At 58.6% G+C, this 22,485-nt stretch carries 21 protein-coding genes; 11 read left to right on the top strand and 10 right to left on the bottom strand.

Translation table 11 applies throughout. The features are described 5' to 3' along the window. Window positions 1–575: MFS transporter (locus PEL01S_RS17950; protein ID WP_127461273.1), on the bottom strand; the 575-nt coding region annotated here is incomplete at its 3' end. Between the two features lie 141 nt (window positions 576–716). Here PEL01S_RS17950 and PEL01S_RS17945 point away from each other — a divergent pair. Next, entirely contained in the window at window positions 717–2,603 is a 1,887-nt protein-coding gene (locus PEL01S_RS17945) for an ABC transporter substrate-binding protein (RefSeq protein WP_127461272.1), read from the top strand. Between the two features lie 34 nt (window positions 2,604–2,637). Here PEL01S_RS17945 and PEL01S_RS17940 read toward each other — a convergent pair whose 3' ends face one another. Genes PEL01S_RS17940 through PEL01S_RS17915 form a run of 6 tightly spaced genes read right to left on the bottom strand, consistent with a single transcriptional unit; the run spans window position 2,638 to window position 7,283 of the window. Next, window positions 2,638–3,966 (bottom strand): sensor histidine kinase, encoded by a 1,329-nt coding sequence (locus PEL01S_RS17940; protein ID WP_127461271.1) that lies wholly within the window; start codon window positions 3,964–3,966, stop codon window positions 2,638–2,640. Continuing rightward, the gene (locus PEL01S_RS17935) at window positions 3,956–4,636 is read right to left on the bottom strand and encodes a response regulator transcription factor (protein ID WP_127461270.1); all 681 of its coding nucleotides are present in this window, start codon (window positions 4,634–4,636) and stop codon (window positions 3,956–3,958) included. The genes PEL01S_RS17940 and PEL01S_RS17935 overlap by 11 nt, the downstream gene beginning before the upstream one ends. 44 nt (window positions 4,637–4,680) lie before the next feature. Beyond that, window positions 4,681–5,253, bottom strand: a complete 573-nt coding sequence (locus PEL01S_RS17930; RefSeq protein ID WP_127461269.1) for a ferric reductase-like transmembrane domain-containing protein — start codon at window positions 5,251–5,253, stop codon at window positions 4,681–4,683. Beyond that, entirely contained in the window at window positions 5,250–6,248 is a 999-nt protein-coding gene (locus tag PEL01S_RS17925) for an FAD:protein FMN transferase (RefSeq protein WP_127461268.1), read from the bottom strand. The genes PEL01S_RS17930 and PEL01S_RS17925 overlap by 4 nt, the downstream gene beginning before the upstream one ends. Before the next feature lie 2 nt (window positions 6,249–6,250). Then, complete coding sequence (locus PEL01S_RS17920) at window positions 6,251–6,661, bottom strand: hypothetical protein (protein WP_127461267.1); 411 nt, start codon at window positions 6,659–6,661, stop codon at window positions 6,251–6,253. Window positions 6,662–6,665: 4 nt separating this feature from the next. Next, the gene (locus tag PEL01S_RS17915) at window positions 6,666–7,283 is read right to left on the bottom strand and encodes a stalk domain-containing protein (protein ID WP_127461266.1); all 618 of its coding nucleotides are present in this window, start codon (window positions 7,281–7,283) and stop codon (window positions 6,666–6,668) included. 169 nt (window positions 7,284–7,452) lie between these two features. Between PEL01S_RS17915 and PEL01S_RS17910 the strand changes: the two genes are divergently transcribed. Next, a complete protein-coding gene (locus PEL01S_RS17910; protein ID WP_127461265.1) occupies window positions 7,453–8,178 on the top strand; it encodes a VIT1/CCC1 transporter family protein in 726 nt (241 codons plus the stop codon). A 74-nt stretch (window positions 8,179–8,252) separates the two neighbouring features. On the opposite strand, the gene PEL01S_RS17905 is transcribed toward PEL01S_RS17910, so the two are convergent. Continuing rightward, entirely contained in the window at window positions 8,253–9,116 is an 864-nt protein-coding gene (locus PEL01S_RS17905) for a polysaccharide deacetylase family protein (protein ID WP_082866787.1), read from the bottom strand. 220 nt (window positions 9,117–9,336) lie between these two features. Between PEL01S_RS17905 and PEL01S_RS17900 the strand changes: the two genes are divergently transcribed. Continuing rightward, a complete protein-coding gene (locus PEL01S_RS17900) occupies window positions 9,337–11,151 on the top strand; it encodes a 5'-nucleotidase C-terminal domain-containing protein (RefSeq protein WP_063177571.1) in 1,815 nt (604 codons plus the stop codon). 83 nt (window positions 11,152–11,234) lie between these two features. Here the strand turns inward: PEL01S_RS17900 and PEL01S_RS17895 are convergent, their stop codons facing one another. Continuing rightward, window positions 11,235–12,227: an acrylyl-CoA reductase family protein gene (locus tag PEL01S_RS17895; RefSeq protein ID WP_127461264.1), complete on the bottom strand. Its 993-nt coding sequence runs from the start codon at window positions 12,225–12,227 to the stop codon at window positions 11,235–11,237. A gap of 27 nt (window positions 12,228–12,254) precedes the next feature. After that, window positions 12,255–13,157 carry a LysR family transcriptional regulator gene (locus PEL01S_RS17890; protein WP_063177647.1) on the bottom strand — a complete coding sequence of 301 codons (903 nt, stop codon included), beginning with the start codon at window positions 13,155–13,157 and terminating at the stop codon, window positions 12,255–12,257. Window positions 13,158–13,266: 109 nt separating this feature from the next. On the opposite strand from PEL01S_RS17890, the gene PEL01S_RS17885 reads away from it, so the two are divergent. The 8 genes from PEL01S_RS17885 (at window position 13,267) to PEL01S_RS17850 (ending at window position 22,438) form a co-directional block, all read left to right on the top strand. Then, complete coding sequence (locus tag PEL01S_RS17885; protein WP_127461263.1) at window positions 13,267–13,638, top strand: CidA/LrgA family holin-like protein; 372 nt, start codon at window positions 13,267–13,269, stop codon at window positions 13,636–13,638. After that, on the top strand, window positions 13,635–14,315 hold the full coding sequence (locus PEL01S_RS17880) for an LrgB family protein (protein WP_010495941.1): 681 nt from the start codon (window positions 13,635–13,637) through the stop codon (window positions 14,313–14,315). Before PEL01S_RS17885 ends, PEL01S_RS17880 begins: the two co-directional genes overlap by 4 nt. Before the next feature lie 274 nt (window positions 14,316–14,589). After that, window positions 14,590–15,585: a thiamine pyrophosphate-dependent dehydrogenase E1 component subunit alpha gene (locus PEL01S_RS17875; RefSeq protein ID WP_127461262.1), complete on the top strand. Its 996-nt coding sequence runs from the start codon at window positions 14,590–14,592 to the stop codon at window positions 15,583–15,585. 21 nt (window positions 15,586–15,606) lie between these two features. Then, entirely contained in the window at window positions 15,607–16,641 is a 1,035-nt protein-coding gene (locus PEL01S_RS17870) for an alpha-ketoacid dehydrogenase subunit beta (protein ID WP_108532642.1), read from the top strand. A 35-nt stretch (window positions 16,642–16,676) separates the two neighbouring features. Next, the gene (locus PEL01S_RS17865) at window positions 16,677–17,951 is read left to right on the top strand and encodes a dihydrolipoamide acetyltransferase family protein (RefSeq protein WP_127461261.1); all 1,275 of its coding nucleotides are present in this window, start codon (window positions 16,677–16,679) and stop codon (window positions 17,949–17,951) included. An 18-nt stretch (window positions 17,952–17,969) separates the two neighbouring features. Beyond that, complete coding sequence (gene lpdA, locus PEL01S_RS17860) at window positions 17,970–19,349, top strand: dihydrolipoyl dehydrogenase (RefSeq protein ID WP_127461260.1); 1,380 nt, start codon at window positions 17,970–17,972, stop codon at window positions 19,347–19,349. A gap of 12 nt (window positions 19,350–19,361) precedes the next feature. Further along, window positions 19,362–20,414, top strand: coding sequence for a 2,3-butanediol dehydrogenase (locus PEL01S_RS17855; protein ID WP_127461259.1), 1,053 nt, complete (start codon window positions 19,362–19,364; stop codon window positions 20,412–20,414). A gap of 149 nt (window positions 20,415–20,563) precedes the next feature. Continuing rightward, a complete protein-coding gene (locus PEL01S_RS17850; RefSeq protein WP_127461258.1) occupies window positions 20,564–22,438 on the top strand; it encodes a sigma-54-dependent Fis family transcriptional regulator in 1,875 nt (624 codons plus the stop codon). Window positions 22,439–22,485 lie beyond the last annotated feature (47 nt).

Below are 22,485 nucleotides of genomic sequence, written 5' to 3'. Positions count from 1 at the left end.
GGCGAGGCAGACGGCGTGACGGTGGGCGGCACGAAGCGCCAGGCGAACGGCAGGCCGGCCAGCGTGGCCGCACCGAGCAGCAGCGCCACGGTGCGCACGCCGAGCAGGTCGGCGAGCAGGCCGCCGGCCAGCATCCCGACGAGGCTGCCGACGCCCATGATGCCGTTGTAGCGGCCGAGCAGTTGGCCGCGGTCCCCGCCGCCGCTGGCCTCCAGCACCGTCAAGTAGCCGCCGATGCGCAGCATCGACCAGGCTGCGCCCCATAAGGCCCGTGCCGCGAGGAGCGGCGCGAAGCCGCTGAAGAAGCCGAACGCCAGCGTTGTCGCGCAGGCCAGAGCGACCGCGGCAAGCACGCCGGTCCGTTTCGGAAGTCGGCTGTACAGCCAGCCGATGAGCGGGCCGAGCGGCAGCCGGACGAAGCGGTTGACCGACAGCAGCACGCCGACCTGCCAGAGCGCGTCCAAGCCGTAATGCTGCCAGTACACCGGAAGCACGATATAGAGCATCGAATCGCCGAGCAGGCAGACCGCCGTTACCCAAGCGATTGCGCGGACGGATGGACCGTGTGCTTTCATTTCAAACAGCCCCTTTTTATACGTTGACGTAGCTCTAATTGTAAATGGAAAAAGGGGAATAAAAAGTGTAAACTGGGTTCAGGAAATTTCCCCTTTTGGTTCAGAGTTATATGATCGAAGGAAAGAAGGAGTCAGAGTGCGATGCGGCTGGAAGAGCATTACCTGAAGCTGTACCGGGGGCTGCAGCCCCGGGGCCTGGATGGCGGAACGGAAGCGACGCTGGCGGAGCTGGCCGGACTGCTTCACTGCACGGAGCGCAACGTGAAGCTGCTTCTGCGGGGGATGCAGGCGCGCGATTGGATCCGATGGGCACCGGGCCGCGGACGCGGCAACCGTTCGCGTCTGGAGCTGTGGGCGGAGCCCGACAGGCTGCTGCTGGAGCAGGTGAAGGATCGGCTCGCCCGTGGACGGCTCCGCGAAGCTGTGGCTTTGGCGGAGCAGGGCACGGATACGCCGGACGGCCGCAGACAGCTCGCGGAGCTGCTGCAGGAGGCGTTCGGCTACCGCAGGGAAGCGTCGACGGACGACAAAACGGGCCCCGTGGAGGTGCTCCGCTTCCCGTCCTACCGGCAGCTTGGCTCGATGGACCCGGCTTATGCGACACGGCGGACGGAGCTGCATATGATCAGGCAGCTGTTCGATACGTTGGTGAGGTACGACCGGGAGACGGACCGTTTTTTGCCCGGGCTGGCCCATCACTGGGAGCGTGTGGCGGACGAGGGAGGACGGGAACGCTGGATATTCGCGCTGCAAAAGCATGTGCGGTTCCACAACGGCAATCCGTTCACGGCCCGGGATGCTGCCTACACCTTGGAGCGGCTGCGGGACAGGGGGCAGCTCCATGCCGTCTCACCTTATGCGCCGTTGTACCAAGGTCTCGAAGCTGTCGCGGCGTTGGACGAGTTCCGTCTGGAAATCCGGCTGCGAGAGCCGCTTGGCCCTTTTCTCGGGCTGCTGGCTTCCCCGGCGGCCTCCATCGTTCCGGCGGGGCTGACGGCGGACTTTGCTTTCCGCCCGGTCGGCACCGGACCGTTCCGCTTGGCAGAGCGGGAAAGCCGGTTTCTTGCGCTTGAGGCGTTTGCGGATTACTACAAGCGGAGAGCACATTTGGACCGCGTGGAGATGTGGTGCTTGCCATCCACTTATGACGGCAATGAAGCTGCGGGCGCCGAGGACGAAGCCGAGCTGGGCGGATTGAACTTCCGCCACTTCAGTTCTTCCCGCGAAAGCGAGAAGAGCGGTTTGCAGGAACACTGGCTGGAGGAAACGAACATCGACCGGGGCTGCAAGTTTATTGCGCTGAACTGGCGTAGCGGCGCCTCCTCGCCTTGGGCGGACGCCGGACAGCGGGAGCTGCTGGCCTCCGTGCTGCGAAACGGCCCGGTCCGGCTGGAGCCGGACGGCAACCGGGGCCCGCTGGCGAATCGTTTGATCCGGGACCTGGAGGGGGACGCTCTGGACATAGCATCGCCTCGTGCGCCGGATCGCAAGGTCCGCGGGTACAGGCTGACACTGCGGCTCGTCACGTACGCCGGAGCCGGCCACGAGCGGGATGCGGCGTGGCTGCAGCGGGCGCTCGCGCCGTACGGCATTCGTCTGGAGCTTTCGTTCGTGCCGTATGAGGCTTTGTTCGAGGAAGGGACGCTCGCCGAAGCGGATTTGTATCTGCTGGAGCAGCCGGTGCATGAGGATGCGGAGTGGACGCTGCTGGCCCTGCTGGCTAACGCAAACAGCCCCGTGAGGCGCTGCTTGCCTCCGGGGCTGCGTGAAAAGGCCGGTCGTCTGTGCACCGAACTTGCCGGGGAGCCTTCCCGCGCCCGCCGGTTAGCGCTGCTGGGTCAGTTGGAAGAAGCGCTCCTGCAGGAACGCGCCATCATCCTGTGGTACCGCTGGCAGCAGTCCGCCTCGTACCCGCCGGGACTGCGGGACGTCTCGATCAGCTCGCTCGGCTGGGTCGATTACCGCAAGCTGTGGTTCGACGGCCGCGATGAAGGCGGCGGTGGCGCGACGCCGGGCTCCCGCCGTTAACCTCGCCGCCTGCCTTGCGGCCCGGCTCAACCGTCTATCCCCGTTCAGGACGCGCGACAGGCAGCCTGACGGTGAACGTGCTTCCTTGGCCGGGTACGCTTTTGACCCGGATGCTTCCTCCGTGCGCTTCCGCAATCCATTTGGCGATGGACAAGCCTAGGCCGAGCTGTCCTTTCCCTCGGCCTCTGGCGGAATCCACCCGATAAAACCGCTCGAAAATTTCTTCCTGCAACTCCGGAGCGATTCCGATCCCCGTATCGGCTACAGCCAAAGTCAATGTCCGTTCCTCCGACGCGGCGGTCAAGGTAACGCTCCCATTTTTGGGGGTATACAGGATGGCGTTGTCGAGTAGAATCAGGGTCAATTGGAGAAGACGTTCCTTATCCGCAAGAACGGGTAAATCGGACGAAATATCCAAATCTAGCGAAAGCTCCTTTTCTTCGGCCAAAGGCTTGATTTTTCGCAAGAGCTTCGTAAGCTCGTCTCCCAGGGAAAAGGTCTCCATCGCCAATTGATTGGCGGGCGAATCGCCTTGCGCGAGGGTCAGAAGGAAGGAGACGAGAGAAGACATTCGGCGCGTCTCGTCCTTCAAATCGTCAAGCACTTGCTGGCTGAAGGGCTGCATCGTACTCTTTTCCTCGGATTCCAGCACCTCCAACGAGGCGTGCATAATAGCCAGCGGCGTTCTTAGTTCGTGGGAAGCGTTGGAAACGAATCGGCGTTGACGATCGAATGCTTCCACGATCGGCTTCATGGCCCGACCGGACATCAGATAGCCCAACAAAGCGGACAAAACTACAAACAATGCGGATAATCCAGCAAGAATGGACATTAACTGCCGAAGCACGGCCTTTTGCGGGGAAACGTCCGCCCCGGTGTACAGCATGCCGATATAGTCCCCTTTTTCCGAAAGCGGCCGGCCCGTGACGATCAGATCGACACGCTCGTCCTTAGGATTGTCCACGGTAAAATAGCGAATGTCGCCCTGCCGGGGATTCCAGGCGGTCAGCTCTTGGATAAAAGATTCGGGGTGCTCGATCTCCGGAATTGCACCCGAAACGACTCGGCCCCCCTTGTCCAAGACGACGAAAAAAGTCCGAAGCGCGCCTGCGGACAAGTCATTTTTGCCATCTTTTTCATGACCTTCCTTTTTGTTCTTTGACTTTTCCTTCGGCTTCCCTTTCTCCAGCAGGTGTTCCTGTTCTTCGGCATATTTTTCCGCCTGTCCCCGGAGCGTCTTCTCCTGAGTGCTGTAGACATAGGAGGATAGCAGCAAATACCCGATCCCGTTAAAGGTAATCAGGAACAGCATGATCAAGACGGTAAAATAGACGGTTAACCGCTTGCGGGTCTTAGAGAACATCGGCCACCTCTAGCTTGTACCCTACCCCGCGGATGTTCTGAATGGCGAGTCCGGGCGTACCCTCCAGTTTTTTTCGTGTAAGCTTCACCAGGACGTCAAGAGAATTACTCGAAACATCGCCATCGAACCCCCAGATTCGGGTGAGCAGCGTTTCTCTGGGAATGGTGCAGCCCCGGTTGCGCATCAAAATTTCCAACAGTTGGTATTCCTTGACCGTGAGAGACAAAAGCTTGCCGTGGCCTTTGAAGGTATGATTGTTCATATTCAGTTCAAACGTTCCAACGCGGATGGTTTCCTCCGAAATCGGGATTTGCGCCCGTCTTGCAATGGAACGGATGCGGGCGAACAGCTCGGCAAACTCGAACGGCTTCATTAAATAATCGTCGGCTCCCGCGTCCAGCCCTTCAACACGGTCCTGCAGCGTCCCTTTTGCCGTCAGCATCAAGATGCCCTTATGGTAATCCAGACTGCGAAGCGCCTTGCAGACTTGATCGCCGTTTTTTCCGGGCAGCATCCAATCGAGGATAACCAGGTCGTAATCCCCCTGCTCCACGAAAACTTCCACTTCATCTCCGTTCTGTACCCAATCGGTTGTATGACATTCTTTGCGCAGCATGTGTACGATTAATTTTCCCAGCTTTTCGTCGTCTTCAGCGAGCAAGATTTTCACAATGCCCAATCCCTTTCTGTGAAGCGGCTTTTCTCCAGTTTACTCTATTTCGAGGCCAAAGGCTTCCGATTGGCTTGCCACTGAATATATGCCCTGTACAGTCCAGCGGCAATAAAAATAATCGCACTTCCGGCATATAGCGGGAAGGCCCAAATTTTGTCCGAATCCGAACCGTCGCTTAGCCCGTGAAGGAAAGCCAATATTACTAAAGGGTAGCTTAACCGATGAACTGCGCGCCAAGCTTTTTTGCCCAAGTTTTTTATGCAGTCCGAGCTTATCAGGATCGCCGCGAGGATATAAAGCGCCACCGTACCCAGGCCCGACGCCCAAGGATGGAATTTCGCCGTAAAAGGGATCAGAATTTCCGCAAGGGAGAAGGGCTGATACGTATCGATGGTCAGTACTGCGCCGTGGAGCAGGCCGAACAGGAAGCCCAGCCAGCCTGCGAGTTGATGGGCGGGAAGCAGGATGCCGCGCAGCTTGGCCGGGACGGCCGTCCCGTAGCTGAACGCCCCCAGAACAACGGAAACAAAAATGCACAAATAGGAGGTGAACCCCGCCGCTTTGATGACGCCCCAAGTGGATAACCAAGAAGCGAGGGTAACCAAGCTGCTCATAAAGCGACCACCTTTTCCGCATAATCGTAAACTCTGCGATTGATTCTTATGGAGCCGGATCGGGTTATCGCGATGTACCCGAGGCGGGGAAAATGGGCCTGCATCCACTCAGACAGCGGTTCCGAGCCGATCATGCAGATGACTTTGGCGGCAACCTCGGCTTCCTCCACGGAGTGGCCCAATACGGTTGCTTGCACGATATCGGTTTCGGCAGGCTGCCCGGTTCGGCCGTTCAAAATGTGGTGGTGCGTCTTTCCCCGATATTCCCATTGCCGGTATACGATATTCGAGGTGGCTACGGCCGCATTTTTCAGCCAAAGCCGCAGCCATTCCTCCTCTTCCCGAAAAGGGCTTTGAACGCCGATCGGCCATGGCTCGCCGTCGGACCAGACTCTCATATCCCCTCCGGCGTCGACAAGCCCTTGCGATACACGAAAACTGTCCCTAAGCAGCAGCGCCGCCCGGTCTGTCGTCCATCCTTTGCCCATTCCTCCCAAATCGAGCGAAGCAGGAACGTTTCGCGCCGCGGTTCCGGCTTGGTCATCCAGAATCAGGGCCCGGCTGTATTCTTGATGGTCCGGCCTTCCCGCTTCTTCCGCCGATTCCGCGTGCGCTGATTGTTGAGCTGTTGTGCCGATTTTCTCGAAGGAGCAATGATAGCCGAGCCGGCAAAGCTCGGAGCCGACAAAGGGCTGAAACAAGCCGTTGGTTTTGTGATGCCATGACCATGCGGAGCGAATCAGCGAATACAGCCGGGGCGACAGCTTGACCTGCCGCCCTGCCGGCGCACGGTTAAACCGGGATAATTCGCTGTTCGGCTGAAAGCGCGAAGCGATGCCTTCGACGCCTTCGAACCAACGGATGACGGGCAAACACCAATACGGCCGGGCGTGGCCGTCTCTGCCTATAGCGGCAATCTCCGTGCCCATCGCTTTAAACTCGACAGCGGGGAAGCCGTGGGCAGGCGGCTGCGGCGTAGTTTTGGATGCTTTCATCGCTAGGACCTTCTCGTTTTTCTGGCGCTTGCCGGTGTTGACGCTACCGCTTGATCGGCACTCTTCTTTGCTGGTGCAGTGAGCGTAATTTCTGCGCTCGGGTCCGCTTCCCAATTCAACTGTTCCAGCAGCTTCTCTCTCTCCGACTTGTCGGCGTCAGACATTTTCGCTATTTGCTGCATAGAGTCAGGGGTATATAGAAAAAGCCTGGCGCTTGTGTTAGCGGTCTGCAAGGTGCTCTCGGCAGCGCCCGCGGCCGCCGCAGCGGTTCCGGATGCGTCAAGTCCGTTTGAAGCGGAGGCAGGGAGCGGTTTTTTCGGTTCCTGTTGGCTTTGGGTTGCGTATAAGAACCCGGTAAACGATACGACGCTAGAAATTCCTACCACCCATTTTGGCCATTTTCGCACAGCCATTTCATCACCTCACTTGAAATTCAATCCGCTGGTTTTGCGGAAGGACGACCGCGCTGTATCCCAGCACGTCGGCGGCGCTTTGCAAGGGCACATAAAATTGATTGGACTCGGCAAAAACGGCGGCCGCGGTTGTTTTCCTTTGTCCGTCTGCATACACAGTTCGTTTGTCCGCATGAAAAATGAATTGCTTGCCATTCGCGAAGCCTTCTAAGATGGTCCCTTTCGGATAAATAACAAAGGGAACTTGGAGCGCTTCAAGAACCGAATTCAGCGGGATAAACAATTCCCCTTGCTTGAGGCGAATAGTGCCGGAGACCGAATTGCCGTCGGGCAAAGCCAAGGTCGCCTTTTCGTTATCCGAAAACCCGGCGGAAGCGGCGGGTGCAGCGGTTATGGGGGCCGGTGCCGGCGTCTGTGCCGGAGTGCTTTTTCGCTTTCCTTTTTTTTCGGTATGCTCTTGTTCATTGTGCTCCTTCTGCTCGTGCGCCTCATGTTCGGCTCGCTCATAGCGATTCTTTTGCCTGTCTTTCTGATCCGCGGACACGAAAGCAGTTGGGAAGTAAGCGGCGGTTAAAGCGACAAACAAAACGATCGAAGCGAATTGGACAGCCTTCTTGTTCATAACACCCTTCCTTGTTTTGTAAGGTTTAGTTTGAATTTTACCGCCCAAGAATGAAAAACAACTGAAAAGCGAGCTTCATATTTGAAAAGCGACTCGTCCATACTATGGAAAACATGCGGAACGCTCGTGAGCGGGCGGGCCTTTATTCCATATTTGTCCGAAGGTGGGGATGAAACCATTGCGGCAGAATCAGGACGAGACGACACAAGGGCAGCATAAGGAAGAACATTTTATGGCGCCGGATCTCATTCGGGATATTGTCATCGGCATGGCGGACGGACTGACCGTCCCTTTTGCCTTGGCGGCCGGTTTATCCGGAACCGTCTCCAATACAGGGCTGGTGGTCATTGCAGGAGTGGCGGAGATCGCGGCGGGGTCGATTGCGATGGGGCTAGGCGGATATTTGGCGGCCCGAACGGATCGGGAACATTATCTGGCGGAATTGGAACGCGAACGGCGGGAAATCAGGGAGCTTCCGGACCGGGAGAGGGAGGAGGTTGCGGACATCCTGCGGCAATGGAGCCTTCCCGAAGAAACCGTCCAATCCGCAGTGGATGCGATCAGCCAGGATTCCGACCGTTGGGTGAATTTCATGATGAAATACGAACTGGGACTTGAGGAGCCCGAACCGAAGAGGGCGCGGAACAGCTCCCTAACGATCGGCTTGTCTTACATTGCAGGAGGCATAATTCCTTTATCCCCCTACCTGTTTGTTCAACATGCCAACGCGGCGCTCGTCATTTCCGTGATCGTTACCTTAATTGCGCTTTTTGTATTTGGGTATGTGAAAGGAAGATTCACCGGTTCAAGACCCGGCAAAAGTGCTTGGCAGACCGCTTTGGTAGGAGGGGTGGCGGCCGGAATCGCTTTTGCCATCGCCAAGTTGATTTCTTGACCGGTGAGTTGGCCGCAAGGAAGGCGCGGAAGCGAAACGCTGCGCTCTCGTTCCGCCGCTACCTCGCCTTATTCCTAGCGGGTCAACCAGGACAGCTGCTTCTTCACGGCGCGGCGCATGATCGTACGGTGCAGCTTTTCCGGCGTAATGCTCGGATTCCCGGCATTGATGCGCGGAATTTGCATCACGTCGTCCTTCTGCGTCACCATGCCGCTTTTTACCGTAAACGCGTAGCGAATCCCGGCCTGCCGGACCAGATCCGATGCCTGCTGATCGTACATGCCGTAAGGGTAGGCGTACATATCCACTTCCTGCAGATGAAGGGCGTGGAGCCGGCTGGCGCAAGCCCGGGTATCTTTCAGAATCCGGTCGCCATATTCGGCAACCGTTTCAATTCGGCCCTCCGTATGCAGCAGGCTGGTGAGCAGCGGATTACCGTCCACTTTTTGGTGCAGGTCGTGCGAATGACATTGAAAATCGATAAAGTCCGTTTCCGAGGCCATCTGCCGGATTTGCTCCTCGGATAAAGCCGTCAGGGCGGGCGCCTTCGGATCGGCCAGGTCCTTGGTCACGACAAAATTGACCGCCGGTATGCCAAGCTCCTTGAGCACAGGGTACCCGTACGTATAGAAGCTTTCGTAGCCATCGTCGAACGTAACCAGCACCGATTGCCGAGGCACATCCTTGCCGTTCATGAATTCGCGGAATTCCGACAGCGTCAGAAAATGGTATCCTTTTTCCTTCAAAAAGCTGATTTGCTTGCGGAACAGCTCCGGCGTGATCGTGACGTTGCTCTGATCCGTATTGTCCAAATGATGATAGGCCAGCACCGCGACCTGATCCGCATACGGATAGCTGCCCCATTGATAAACCGAACCGGCGATCACTCCGACTGCGATGCAGCCTGCGAGCAAGCCTTTTGCCAACCATCCAAACATGTGCTGCGATCCCCTTTTTGCCAAAAATTAAGCATTTTCATTGTATGATACCAATTGAAAAAACTCAATCTCGTTTTAAAGCTGGCGCCGGAGTTGACTTCCGACATCGAACCGTTGGAATTTACGAAAAGTTTACACAGGGCAGGATTTCCATTTATATATCTGTGCTAAACTAAGAGGGACATGCCAAACTGGTTCAATTTGGGAGGAGAAGCTTCGAATGAAGGGTTGGAAAAAATGGATGTCCCCGGCGCTGGCTGCGCTTATGCTCGTATCGGCGGCAGCCCCGGCAGCGGCGGCGGAAACGTCGGTGGGGAATACCGGCGGCAAGAAGGGCACGACGAAAGTTACGCTGTTCCATACGAACGATACGCATTCCCGGGTTGACGAAAGCAAGGAAGGGATCGGCTTCGCCAAAATGGCCGCGATGATCAAGGAATATGCGAAAACGAACCCGAACTCGCTCATACTGGATGCCGGTGATACGTTCCACGGGCAAACGGTTGCGAATCTGGTACGCGGCGAAAGCATCGTCAACATCATGAATGCCGTGGGGTACAGCGCGATGGCCGCGGGTAATCACGATTTCAACTACGGCTACGAGCGGCTTAAGGAGCTGGCGGGCAAAGCCAAATTCCCCGTACTGAGCGCCAATACGAAAAAAGCGGACGGCACCCGCATTTTGGAGCCTTACGTGATCAAGGAAGTGGACGGCATCAAGCTGGGCATTTTCGGCCTGACTACGCCTGAAACCGCTTATAAAACGCATCCGAACAACGTCGCGGGCCTCACGTTCACAGACCCTGCCGTCGAGGCGAAGGCGATTGTGGGCGAACTGAAAGGCAAGGTTGACGCGATCATTGCGGTGACGCATCTCGGAGTCGACAAGTCCAGCATTGACACGAGCATCAAGGTGGCCGAGCAGGTACCGGACATCGACGTCATCATCGACGGACACAGCCATACGAAGCTGGATACGGGCATGAAGGTCGGCAACGTGCTGATCGCCCAGACCGGCGAGTACCTTAAGCAATTCGGACGCGTCGACCTGACGTTCGAGAACGGGAAGCTGAAGGACAAGGTGTCCGGTCTGATTACGAAAAAAGCCGCCGACGACGACAAAACGCCGGGCGACGCGGCCGTTCTGGACATTATTAACTCCGTGAAAAAAGAGCAGGAGAAGGTGCTGCAGCAAAAAGTGGGCGCCACCTCCGTCAAGCTGGTTGGGGACCGCGAAGTCGTACGCAAGGGCGAGTCGAACCTCGGCAACCTGATTGCCGACGCGATGATCGACGAAACGGGTGCCGACGTTGCTATCACGAACGGCGGCGGTATCCGCGATTCGATCGCCGCAGGCCCGATTACGAAGGGGCAGGTCATTACCGTTCTGCCGTTCGGCAACTACATTCAGACGAAAAAAGTAAAGGGCTCCGATATCGTCGCCGCTCTTGAGCACGGCGTATCCGCTTATCCGGAACCGCTGGGCGGCTTCCCGCAGGTCGGCGGCGTTACCTTCGAGCTCGACCCTGCGCAGCCGAAAGGCAAGCGAGTATCCGCGGTCAAAGTCAAAGGGCAGCCGATCGACCCGAACAAAACGTATTTGCTTGCGACGAACGACTTTATGGCGGCAGGCGGAGACGATTACAAAATGTTCAAGGACTACCCGCTTGCAGGCGACTATTCTTCGCTGGAGGAATCGTTGATCAAGTATTTCCAGAAAAAGGGCGAAGTGAACCCGCAGGTCGAAAGCCGCATCGCGGTCAAAAAGGCATCCGACACGGTAACGCCACCGGCACCACCGGCGCCAACAGTACCGGCTCCGACGCCAGCACCGGCATCGGAAGCTGCAAAGCCCGCCCCGGCGGCTCCAGCAGCAACAGACGGCGGAGTATATATCGTGAAGTCCGGCGATACGCTGTCGAAGATCGGCAGGAAGCACAACACTACGTGGCAGAAGCTGCAGGAGCTGAATCAGCTCAGCAATCCGGATCTCATTTTCCCGGGTCAGAAGATCAAGCTTCCTGCCGCCGGATAAGCGGCTTGCAGTTGACGCTGCAGCCGTACAAAGAGCCCGACCGGGTTGACCGGTCGGGCTTTTTCACGTCTCTTGCTGACCGCTTACTTCAGCTTCACAACGACCTTCCCGCGAACGCCGCTTTGCAGGATGTGCTGCAGGGCGGCCGGTAGCTCGTCGAGCGTCGTTTCCGCATGCACCATCGCTTCGAGCCGCGGCGGCTTCAGATCCGAGGCCATCCGCTCCCAGAGCCGCTGCCTGAGCGGAATCGGGCAGTAGGCGGAATCGATGCCGAGCAGGTTCACGCCGCGGAGAATGAACGGGAACACGGCCGCCGTAAATTCGGCGCCGCCGGTCAGTCCGCTAAGCGCCACGGAGCCGCCATGGCGGATAGCGCTAAGAATATGCGGCAGCGCGGCTCCGCCTACCGGATCGACGGCGCCCGCCCATCGTTCCTTGGTCAAGGGCTTGACCGCGTCCGGGTACAGCTCTTCCCGGTTGAGGATTGAAGCGGCTCCTAATACACGCAGGTAGTCATGCTCCTGCGCTTTTCCCGTGCTGGCCGCGACCTCGTACCCAGATGCCGCAAGCATCGAGACGGCGTGGCTTCCGACGCCGCCGGTCGCTCCGGTGACGAGCACGGGGCCGTTCTCGGGGCGCAAGCCGTTCTCTTCCATGCGGTGGATGGACAGCGCCGCCGTCAGTCCCGACGTGCCGAGGATCATCGCCTCACGGTGGGTTAACCCTTTCGGCAGGGAGATCACCCAATCGGCAGGAACCCTCGCATATTCGCTAAACCCGCCGGAATGTCCGACGCCAAGCTCATAGCTCGTCGCCAGCACCTCGTCGCCTTCGCGAAACCGCGGGTCGGTTGAAGCGGCTACCGTCCCGGCGAGATCGATCCCTGGCACGGTGGGATAGCTGCGGACCACCCGGCCCTCCGGGCTTGCCGCCAAGCCGTCCTTATAATTGACGCCGGAGTAGGCGACCCGAATGAGCACCTCGCCTTCCGACAAATCGTCCAAGCTGAGCGATTGTACGCCTACCGAAAACTGATTCTCCGTTTTGTCCACGACGAGTGCACGAAATCGTTCCATATTTACGTACCCCTTCCGAAAATGGATTTAAAGAGACGGCCTGCCTTGGTTCGTCAAATGCGCCTTCGAGAAGCGGACCCACTCCCGCGCGGCAAACGACAGGTAGCGGTCCTTCCGCCAAATCATGCCCAGATGCCACGGAATGGCCGGGTCGGTCAGCGTGACCGTGGCGACGCGGTTCGGGTCGAGCATGCCGCAGATGCTTTCGGGCAGCAGGGCGACGCCCATTCCCGCGGCGACCATTTCATAGATAAAATCCCACTGCGAGCTTTCGTACCAGATCCGGGGCCGGAAGCCGACGCCGTCGCAAGCCTCGATAATCCGCTCGTGCAGCGCAAAGTCTTCCCGGAACAAAATGAAAGCTTCATCCTGCAGCTCGACCAGCCGGACTTCTTTTTTGCCCGCCAACGGGTGGGCAGGAGGGAGCACGGCCCGCAAGCGTTCGTTTACGAACGAATACGATTCGAAAACGCCCTCGTCTACCGGCAAAAGCACCACGCCGACGTCCAGCGTGCCGTCCTCTACCTTTTCCGCCAGCTTGACCGAGCCGTCCTCCTCCAGTTGGATCGTGAGCCCCGGATACGTGTCGCGAAACCGGCTTAGAATGCCGGGGAAAAATCTCGCCCCCGCCATCGGCGGCAGTCCGATCCGGATATGCCCTTTTTTGAAATTCGTCAAATCGCCGAGCTGCAGCTCCAGATGCTTGAACGAACGGACGACATCCTGCGCCTGACCGGCAATAAGCTGGCCGGCGTCGGTTAGCTCCAGCGTTTTGCCCGAGCGGACGAAGAGCGGGACGCCCAGCTCCTCCTCCAGATTTTTGACCGCTTTGCTGATCGTGGGCTGAGTAATGTGCAGCGCCTCGGCCGCTTTGGTGAAGCTGCTGTGCCGGATGATCTCCAGCACATACTCCAACTGCCGGATATCGATGCCCGCGCACCTCCTTTGCATAGACGATTGGAATGAAAGAAATTCGATATATTCATTTTACCTATGAAAGGAAGGGGTGTAAACTTTGGATGGAAAGGAGCTGTGCAACATGACGGCTTTTGTGAAAACTTTGGGGCAGGTGCTCTTTTTTGTGCTCGTTTCCTGGCTGTTGAACGGGCTGGCGGCTCTGCTTCATTTGCCGATACCGGGGAGCATTCCTGGGATCATTCTTGTATTTGTGCTGTTACAACTGAAAATCATCCGGATCGAATGGATCGATCTGGGGGCCAAATGGCTGTTGGCCGAAATGCTGCTGTTCTTCATCCCTGCGGCGGCCGGGATGATTCAATATCAGTCGCTGCTGCGGGATAACGGCTTACCGATCATGCTCGTGCTGGTGAGCAGCCTGATCGTCGTCATGCTCTCGGCGGGACTTGTGGCGCAAGCGATCGTGAAGCGAAAGGAGCGAACCCCGTCATGACCTGGCTCTCGCTCGTATTGCTGCTGTTCACCATGGCCGTCTATTACGGGATAAAAAGCTTGTATCGCAGGAAGCCTAAAATCTATCTATCTCCGCTGCTGCTGACGCCGGCGGTTGTCATCGTCCTGCTGCTGCAAGCGGACATTCCTTACGAGACCTACAACGCCGGGGCGCACTGGCTGACAGACATGATCGGACCGGCGACCATTGCCTTGGCTGTGCCGCTCTACAAAAATGTCGCCCTGCTGCGCAAATATGCGGTAGAAATCATGGCAAGCGTACTGGTCGGCTCCGCGGCGGGTGTTGCGACTTCGGTATGGATCGCCAAGGGGCTGCACCTCGACGTGAAGATCATCGACGGCCTGGTGCTCCGCTCCACGACAACGCCGATTGCCATCGCCATCACGGATATGATCGGGGGCATCCCGGCCATGACGGCGCTGTTCGTGCTGGTCACGGGCCTACTTGGCACGGTCGTCGGACCGATGCTTATCCGGCTGTTCCGCATCCGCAGCGGGGTGGCGCAGGGCGTGCTGCTCGGGACGAGCGCGCATACGGCCGGAACGACGACGGCGTTCGAATTCGGTGCCGTCTCCGGCACGGTGTCGAGCATTGCCATGCTCGTGACCGCACTTCTGGCGCTGGTTGTTGTCCCTTGGCTAGTCCTGCTCCTGTAAAGCCGCCGAAGATTATTCGCGCCGCTGTGAACATTCGAGGAAGAGCCGCACGCTCTTCCCCGAGCCCCAATTTCAGGATATTCCCCATGATAATCCCAATGATGAATAGGTGAACAAAAGTGGACAAAACGAGACAGCCGTCTCTTTGTGTCCACTTTTTCTGCTTTCTGCGGGCCCGTATTTCTGCGAGAATCCAGCTGTTTTTCCGTTGGCACGAAACTTGCAATACTATCCGGCGTGGGGACATTTTTTACATCCAAAGGAGGAACACGGTATGGTTAACGCCGCGCAGGACAAGGGAACGGCCTTGAGCCGGGAAAAAGCAGGATGGATGTTTCAAAAGATGCTGGAGATCCGCAAGTTCGAGGATAAGGTGCACGAATTGTTCGCCCAAGGCCGGCTTCCGGGCTTCGTTCACCTGTACGCCGGAGAAGAAGCGGTAGCGGTCGGCGTATGCGCCCACCTAGATGACAAAGACAGCATCACCAGCACCCACCGCGGACACGGGCACTGCATCGCCAAAGGCTGCGAGCTGGACGGCATGATGGCGGAGCTGTTCGGGAAAATTACCGGGCTGTGCAAAGGGAAGGGCGGCTCGATGCATATCGCCGACCTGAACAAAGGCATGCTGGGCGCCAACGGCATCGTCGGCGGCGGCTATCCGCTGGCCTGCGGCTCCGCCTTGACCGCCAAATACAAGAAGACGAATGCGGTCAGCGTATGCTTTTTCGGAGACGGCGCGAACAACCAAGGAACGTTCCACGAAGGCATCAATTTGGCCGCGATCTGGAAGCTGCCGGTCATTTTCATTGCTGAAAATAACGGGTACGGTGAAGCGACGACGTTCGAATACGCCTCAAGCTGCAAAACTATCGCCGATCGTGCAATCGCTTACAATATCCCGGGGGTCCGGGTGGACGGCAAAGACGTGCTTGCTGTTTACGAGGCGGCGGAGCAGGCCGTGCAGCGGGCGCGCCGTGGCGAGGGCCCGACGCTGATCGAATGCGTCACCTACCGCAATTACGGACATTTCGAGGGCGATGCCCAGAAATATAAAAAAGACCACGAACGAAAAGAGCATTTGCAGGAAAAAGACGCGATTACCGCGTTCGAATCGTATCTGCTGACCGAGAGCCTGTATACCGAAGCCGAGCTGGCGGACATGAAGGCTTCGGTAGAGCAAGCGGTGGAGAAGGCCGTCGAATTTTCGGAAAACAGCCCGTATCCGGACGCATCCGAGCTGCTGACGGACGTGTACGTATCTTACTAATTTATTAGAGGAGGAACCGGCATGACAAGAAAAATCAGTATGTCCGCGGCGATCAACGAGGCGATGAAGCTGGCGATGCGCAAGGACGAAAACGTCATTTTGATGGGCGAGGACGTGGCTGGCGGGGCGGCCGTAGACCACTTGCAGGACGATGAAGCCTGGGGCGGCGTGCTGGGCGTGACGAAAGGCATCGTGCAAGAGTTCGGCCGCGACCGGGTGCTGGATACGCCGATCACCGAGGCGGGATATATCGGCGCGGCGATGACGGCGGCTGCGACGGGTTTGCGCCCGATTGCGGAGCTGATGTTTAACGATTTTATCGGGAGCTGTCTGGATCAGGTGCTGAACCAAGGGGCCAAATTCCGCTATATGTTCGGAGGCAAGGCGCAGGTGCCGGTGACGATCCGCACGACGCACGGGGCCGGCTTCCGCGCGGCGGCGCAGCATTCGCAGAGCCTATATGCGCTGTTCACCAGCATTCCCGGCATTAAAGTGGTCGTCCCTTCGACCCCTTACGATGCCAAAGGGCTGCTGCTCGCGTCCATCGAGGATAACGACCCCGTCATTTTCTTCGAAGACAAGACGCTGTATAACGCGACCGGCGAGGTGCCCGAAGGGTACTATACGATTCCGCTCGGAAAAGCCGACATTAAGCGGGCCGGTTCGGACCTGACTATCGTGGCGATCGGCAAGCAGGTGCAGACGGCGCTAACGGCCGCCCGGCAGCTGTCGCAAAAAGGCATCGAAGTGGAAGTCGTCGATCCGCGCAGCCTGTCCCCGCTGGACGAGGATACGATACTCGCTTCCGTGGCGAAGACGAACCGCCTGATCGTCATCGACGAAGCGAATCCGCGGTGCAGCATCGCGACGGATATCGCCGCCCTCGTAGCAGATAAAGCGTTCGACAGCCTGGACGCGCCGATCAAGCGGATCACGGCGCCGCATACGCCCGTGCCGTTCTCGCCGCCGCTGGAAGACATTTATTTGCCGACGCCGCAAAAGGTGCTTGAAGTCGTTGCCGAGCTGCTAGGCGACAAATCGCTGCTCGCCGTATAGACGGACCCAGACTAACCCGGATAGGAGAGATCGCCATGGCTGTAGAAGTGGTCATGCCCAAACTGGGCATGGCGATGAAGGAAGGTTCGGTATCCCTCTGGCATAAGAAAGAGGGAGACCCTGTGACTAAAGGGGACATCATCGCCAATATCGGCTCGGAAAAAATTGAAACGGATCTGGAAGCGCCTGCGGACGGCGTTCTGCTGAAGATTGCCGTTCCGGAAGGGGAGGGCGTGGCACCGGGCACGGTCATCGGCTACATCGGCCAGCCCGGCGAGCAAGTCAGCGGCGCGGCTGCGGGGACGGCTGCGGGCGAGGCTGCGCCTAGCGTCGTAGTGCCGGACGCTTCTCCGGCAGGCGGGCAGCCTGCGTCTGCCGAAGCTCCCGCACACGGCAGGGACATCAAAGTCTCCCCGGTCGCCCGCAAAATGGCGGAGGCGGCCGGGCTCGATATCGCGAATCTAACGGGAACGGGTCCGCAGGGACGAATTACGAAGGAGGACGTGGAGCATGCCATCGCCAACGCGACTTCCGCATCGTCTGCTTCTGCTTCTACCGGGGAAGCAGCTGCTTCGTCCGCCGGGACAAATGCGACTGCCGCCCCGTCCGGCTTTACGGAGCATACGGAGCAAATTCCGGTCACCGGCATCCGCAAGGTCATCGCGGTGCGGATGCACGACAGCTTGCAGCAGAGCGCCCAGCTGACGCTGACGCTGCGGGCCGACGTCACCGATCTGCTCGCGCTGCAGAGGCAGATGAGCGAAACCGCGCAGCGCCAGCACGAGGTCAAGCTGACGGTGACCAATTTTATCGCCCGTGCCGTCGTGCTTTCGCTCAAGCGGCATAAGCAGATGAACAGCGCGTATATCGACGACCGCATTCACGTGTTCGATCACGTGCATCTGGGCATCGCCGTCGCTTTGGACAAAGGCTTAGTCGTTCCGGTCATCCGCCATGCCGATCAGTACTCCGTACTGGATTTGTCGCGCCAAATCAAGGCGCTGGCGCAGCAAGCGAGAAACGGTCAGCTCGGAAGCGACGCCCTTCAAGGCTCGACGTTTACGATCACGAACCTCGGCGCTTACGGCATCGATTATTTCACGCCGATTCTGAACACGCCTGAAGCGGGCATTCTTGGCGTCGGCTCCGTGGCGGAGATGCCGGTTTACAAGGGAGACGACTTGCAGCGCCGGAGTCTGCTGCCGCTCAGCCTGACCTTCGACCACCGGGTATTGGACGGCGCGCCGGCCGCCGAGTTCCTGCGTGCAGTGAAGGACGCGCTGGAAGACCCGTACCGGCTTGTTTTGTAGGGAAGGAGAGGCCATACCATGGAGACGATAGCCATTATCGGAGGAGGTCCTGCGGGGTATGTGGCGGCGATTGCCGCCGCCGGGCAGGGCAAGCAGGTGACCTTAATCGAGCAGAAGGAGCTGGGAGGAACGTGTCTGAACGAAGGCTGCATGCCGACCAAATCGCTGCTGGAAAGCGCGGATACGCTGGATAAAGTCAAGCACGCCGACCGGTTCGGCGTAGTGCTGCCCACGGACCGGGTCGAGGTCGATTGGAACGCGGTGCAGAGCTATAAGAACGGGATTGTGAGCAAGCTGGTGCAGGGCATCGGCTTTTTGATGAAAAAAAATAAGATTCGAGTCATTCGGGGACAGGCAAGCTTTGTCACGGACCGTAAGCTGCAAGTCTCGCAGGGAGACAGACATGAGGCCGTGGAAGCGGACCGCTTTATCATCGCCGCAGGCTCGGAGCCCGTCGCTCTGCCCTTTGCGCCGTTCGACGGGGAATGGATCATTCACAGCGGCCAGGCGATGTCGCTGCCTGCGGTTCCGGCTTCCCTGCTTATTATCGGAGGCGGCGTCATCGGCTGCGAGTTTGCGAGCATCTACAGCCGTCTCGGAACCCGGGTGACCGTGGTCGAGATGGCCGACCAGCTGCTTCCGGGCGAAGACGCGGACACGGCGGCCATCCTGCAGCGGGAGCTGGAGAAAGCGGGCGTGAAGGTGTATACGTCCACTGCCGTAAAGCAGTTGCAGCTGGAGGAGAAGCTGGCGGTCTTCGAAACCGAGAGCCGGGTGTTCGAAGGCACCGCCGATCGCGTGCTTGTCGCGATCGGGAGAAAGCCGCGAACGGATGGACTCGGTCTGGAAAAGGCCAGGGTCCGGTATACGAAGCAGGGGATCGAAGTCAATCCGCATATGCAGACCAGCGTTCCTCATATTTATGCCTGCGGCGACATCATCGGCGGCATTCAGCTCGCGCATGTCGCTTTTCACGAGGGCACCGTCGCTGCGCTGCATGCTTCCGGAGCCGAGGCAAAGGTCAATTACCGGGCGGTTCCGCGCTGCATCTATACCTCCCCGGAAATTGCCGGGGTAGGCTTGACCGAGAAGCAGGCCAGAGAACGGTACGGCGACATTCGCGTCGGGGAGTTTCCGTTCGCCGCCAACGGCAAAGCGCTGATCCTGGACGAACCGGTCGGCAGAGTGAAGGTGCTGACGGAGCCGCAGTATCACGAAATTGTCGGCATTTCCATCGTCGGTCCAAAAGCGACGGAGCTGATCGGCCAAGGCGCGGTTCTGCTGCACACCGAGATGACCGCTGATATGATGGAGCATTTTATCGCCGCCCACCCGACGTTGTCCGAAGCGGTTCACGAAGCGATTCTGGGCGCCATCGGCCATGCGGTGCATGTTTAAGGAGGTCCACCGATGAAAGCAGCATTTTGGCATAACATTCGCGATGTGCGTATAGAGAAAACGCCGGAGCCTCCGGTTCGGCCGGGCATGGTCAACATTCGGGTCGAGTGGTGTGGCATATGCGGAACGGATTTGCACGAGTATTTGGCCGGGCCGATCTTCATTCCCGATCAGCCCCACCCGCTGACGAACGAACGGGCCCCGGTCATTCTGGGGCATGAGTTTGCCGGCGAAGTCGTCGCGGTCGGCCCGGGCGTAACGAAGGTGGAGGTCGGGGACCGGGTAACGGTCGAGCCGATTCTCGCGTGCGGGACGTGCCTTCCTTGCCGGCAAGGTCTATACAACGTGTGCGATGAGCTCGGGTTCCACGGACTGAGCGGGGGCGGAGGCGGATTCAGCGAGATCACCTCGGTGAAAGAGAGCATGGTTCATAAGCTCCCGGATGCGATGACCTACGAGCAAGGCGCGATGGTAGAGCCTGCGGCCGTCGCCGTTCATGCCGTCCGGCAAAGCAGGCTTAAGGCCGGCGACACCTGCGTCGTCTACGGGGCGGGTCCTATCGGCCTGCTCGTTATCCAAGCCGCCCGCGCGGCGGGCGCGAGCCGGATTATTGCCGTCGAAATTTCCGAAGCCAGACAACGAACGGCGCTCGCACTGGGTGCTCATCACGTCATCCACCCGTTAAAGGACAACGCGGTCGAAGCGGTACACCGGCTCGTTCCTGGCGGCGCGGACGTCAGCTTCGAAGTCACCGGCATCGAAGTCTGCCTGAACGATGCGATCCGCAGCACGAAAACCGACGGCCAGACGGTCATTGTAAGCATCTGGGAAAAACCGGCGTCGATCGCGCCGAATACCCTCGTGCTTAAGGAGCGAGAGCTGAAAGGCGTGCTCGCATACCGCAATATTTTCCCGGCCGTCATCTCGCTTATCTCGGAAGGTCGGCTGCGGGTCGACGAATTGATTACGAAGAAAATCCGGCTGGACCGTCTAGTCCCGGACGGCTTCGAGGAATTGGTCGGCAGCAAGGAACAGATCAAAATTATTGTCTCTCCCAAGCCCTGACGCTTATCCGTGCGGCGGCTCCTGAGACCGAAGCTTGATTGTAAGCGCTGTCTTAATCGTTTATAATTAATGTGACACGTTTCACGCTCGCACAGCCCTAAGCGGACTTTGAATTATATCGAAAATATACATTCAGGGGAGAGGGTCTTATGCTTGAAACCGCATTGAGTTTAAACATATGGGAGCGTTTCGTCAACGAAGGCGTTCTGGATGCGTCCCGGCTGAACAAACGAATCGTGGAATCCTGGTACCGTTCCCGGGATGCGCGTGTCAATCCTCATCTGGATAAAGGCCGCCTTGTTTTAACCAATGACCGGTTTCATTCCCAGAAAAAAAAGAACGTCCTCCTTCGAGATATGGCGCACCCGCATCTGGAGCGCATGAACGGCTTCATCGACGACCTAGGTATGATCGCGCTTCTCATTGATCCGGAAGGCTACGTACTGTCGATGACGGGGAATCTTCATGTCCGTCAAGAAGCGGGGAAAATCAACTTTGTCGAAGGCGTCCGCTGGACGGAGGGCGAGGTCGGTACGAATGCCATCGGCACCGCCCTGTTGGCCGGAGAGCCCCTGATGGTGACAGGGTCGGAGCATTATTCGATCGCTTCCCACCGCTGGAGCTGCTCGGCGGCCCCGATCCGCGGCGACGACGGTCAAATCATCGGCGTGCTGGACGTTTCTTGTCCAGTGGACCGCGCCCATCCTTACATGCTCGGCATGGTCACTTCGGTTGCGTATGCGATCGAGCGCGATCTCAGCATAAGGCTGCACAAAGACGAGATGGAGCTCGTCCGTCAAACCGCCGACCGGTTGGAAACCGATCAGCCTGTGGTCGTTTGCAGCAGCAAGCAGGCGCTCGTCTGCGCCAGCAGGGCGATCCGGCGGCGCATTCCGGCCTGGGCAGGCTTAAAGGCTGACGAACTGGCCGGATTCGGGCTGGAAGCCCGGATGACCGTTCCGGTCCTGTCGGATTCGCACGGGGGGCTGATCGGTACCTGCGTCTATTTGCAGGAAACACGGTCCGCCGCCTCCAAGCCTGTGTTTTTCCCCCGGCCGGTTCTGGCCTCAGAGGATTCGGAGTCCTTTGCGTTTCAAGGGGAGATTGGCACGAGCGCGGCATTCCGGCAAACGCTCGATGACATGAAGCGGGTCGCGCCTACAGACGCCAGCGTCTGTATTCTGGGGGAGACTGGGACGGGCAAGGAACTGATCGCCCAAGCGATCCACGAGAGCAGCTCCCGCCGGAAGGGGCCATTTTTGACCGTCAACTGCGGCGCGATCCCCAAGGAGCTGATGGAAAGCGAGCTGTTCGGCTATGCGGAAGGTGCGTTTACCGGGGCCCGGCGGAACGGGTATAAAGGGAAGTTCGAACAGGCGAACGGCGGAACGATTTTTCTCGATGAGATCGGGGAAATTCCGCTTTCCATGCAGGCGGCGCTGCTGCGAGTGCTGCAGGAACGAAAAGTGACGCCTGTCGGGGGAACGCAGGAAGTCCCGCTCGATTTTCGGATCATTACGGCGACCCACCGCGATCTGCGCCAACTGGTACAGGAAGGAAAGTTCCGCGAGGACCTGTACTACCGGCTGCACGTTTATCCGGTCAAGGCGCCGCCGCTGCGCGAAAGAAGGGAAGATATTCCGCACCTCGTCCGCTTTTATTGCAGCCGAAAGGCTTGGGCGATATCGCTTCCGCAGCGCTTTTTCGACCAGTTGATGCAGTACGAATGGCCGGGCAATATCCGGGAACTGATGAACGTCCTGGAGCGGCTGCATATTATGACGCAGGGAGCGGCTGCCGATCCGTGTGAAGCGTTAAGTCGGTTCGACGGCTTCCGTCCGCAGCCGGCTCTGCCGGCCGCGACTTCGTCCCCGCCGATGGCGCTGACGCTGCGCGAGCAAATCCAGATGGAGCAAATGACCGAAGCGCTGCAGCGGACCAAGGGTAACGTCACCGCAGCGGCCCAAATGCTGGGCGTTCCTCGGAGCACCTTTTACAAACGGTTGCAAAAATTCAATAAATAGCAGCGCCCGCAAATGCGAGGCGGTCTCCCACGAAGGAATGAAGCTTG

It is taken from the genome of Paenibacillus elgii NBRC 100335 (genome assembly GCF_004000865.1).
GTDB lineage: Bacteria > Bacillota > Bacilli > Paenibacillales > NBRC-103111 > Paenibacillus_G > Paenibacillus_G elgii.
Note: the sequence above shows the minus strand (reverse complement) of the source record. Positions and strands in the feature narration are given on the sequence as shown.

Excerpts from the sequence above, each read along its gene's own strand:
- PEL01S_RS17910 (WP_127461265.1), top strand. The coding sequence starts at position 7,453 with ATGAAACCATTGCGGCAGAATCAGGACGAGACGACACAAGGGCAGCAT.
- PEL01S_RS17850 (WP_127461258.1), top strand. The coding sequence starts at position 20,564 with ATGCTTGAAACCGCATTGAGTTTAAACATATGGGAGCGTTTCGTCAAC.
- lpdA (WP_127461260.1), top strand. The coding sequence starts at position 17,970 with ATGGAGACGATAGCCATTATCGGAGGAGGTCCTGCGGGGTATGTGGCG.
- PEL01S_RS17930 (WP_127461269.1), bottom strand. The coding sequence starts at position 5,253 with ATGAGCAGCTTGGTTACCCTCGCTTCTTGGTTATCCACTTGGGGCGTC.
- PEL01S_RS17875 (WP_127461262.1), top strand. The coding sequence starts at position 14,590 with ATGGTTAACGCCGCGCAGGACAAGGGAACGGCCTTGAGCCGGGAAAAA.
- PEL01S_RS17855 (WP_127461259.1), top strand. The coding sequence starts at position 19,362 with ATGAAAGCAGCATTTTGGCATAACATTCGCGATGTGCGTATAGAGAAA.
- PEL01S_RS17915 (WP_127461266.1), bottom strand. The coding sequence starts at position 7,283 with ATGAACAAGAAGGCTGTCCAATTCGCTTCGATCGTTTTGTTTGTCGCT.
- PEL01S_RS17880 (WP_010495941.1), top strand. The coding sequence starts at position 13,635 with ATGACCTGGCTCTCGCTCGTATTGCTGCTGTTCACCATGGCCGTCTAT.
- PEL01S_RS17905 (WP_082866787.1), bottom strand. The coding sequence starts at position 9,116 with ATGTTTGGATGGTTGGCAAAAGGCTTGCTCGCAGGCTGCATCGCAGTC.
- PEL01S_RS17925 (WP_127461268.1), bottom strand. The coding sequence starts at position 6,248 with ATGAAAGCATCCAAAACTACGCCGCAGCCGCCTGCCCACGGCTTCCCC.
- PEL01S_RS17945 (WP_127461272.1), top strand. The coding sequence starts at position 717 with ATGCGGCTGGAAGAGCATTACCTGAAGCTGTACCGGGGGCTGCAGCCC.
- PEL01S_RS17865 (WP_127461261.1), top strand. The coding sequence starts at position 16,677 with ATGGCTGTAGAAGTGGTCATGCCCAAACTGGGCATGGCGATGAAGGAA.
- PEL01S_RS17895 (WP_127461264.1), bottom strand. The coding sequence starts at position 12,227 with ATGGAACGATTTCGTGCACTCGTCGTGGACAAAACGGAGAATCAGTTT.
- PEL01S_RS17920 (WP_127461267.1), bottom strand. The coding sequence starts at position 6,661 with ATGGCTGTGCGAAAATGGCCAAAATGGGTGGTAGGAATTTCTAGCGTC.
- PEL01S_RS17870 (WP_108532642.1), top strand. The coding sequence starts at position 15,607 with ATGACAAGAAAAATCAGTATGTCCGCGGCGATCAACGAGGCGATGAAG.
- PEL01S_RS17900 (WP_063177571.1), top strand. The coding sequence starts at position 9,337 with ATGAAGGGTTGGAAAAAATGGATGTCCCCGGCGCTGGCTGCGCTTATG.
- PEL01S_RS17940 (WP_127461271.1), bottom strand. The coding sequence starts at position 3,966 with ATGTTCTCTAAGACCCGCAAGCGGTTAACCGTCTATTTTACCGTCTTG.
- PEL01S_RS17885 (WP_127461263.1), top strand. The coding sequence starts at position 13,267 with ATGACGGCTTTTGTGAAAACTTTGGGGCAGGTGCTCTTTTTTGTGCTC.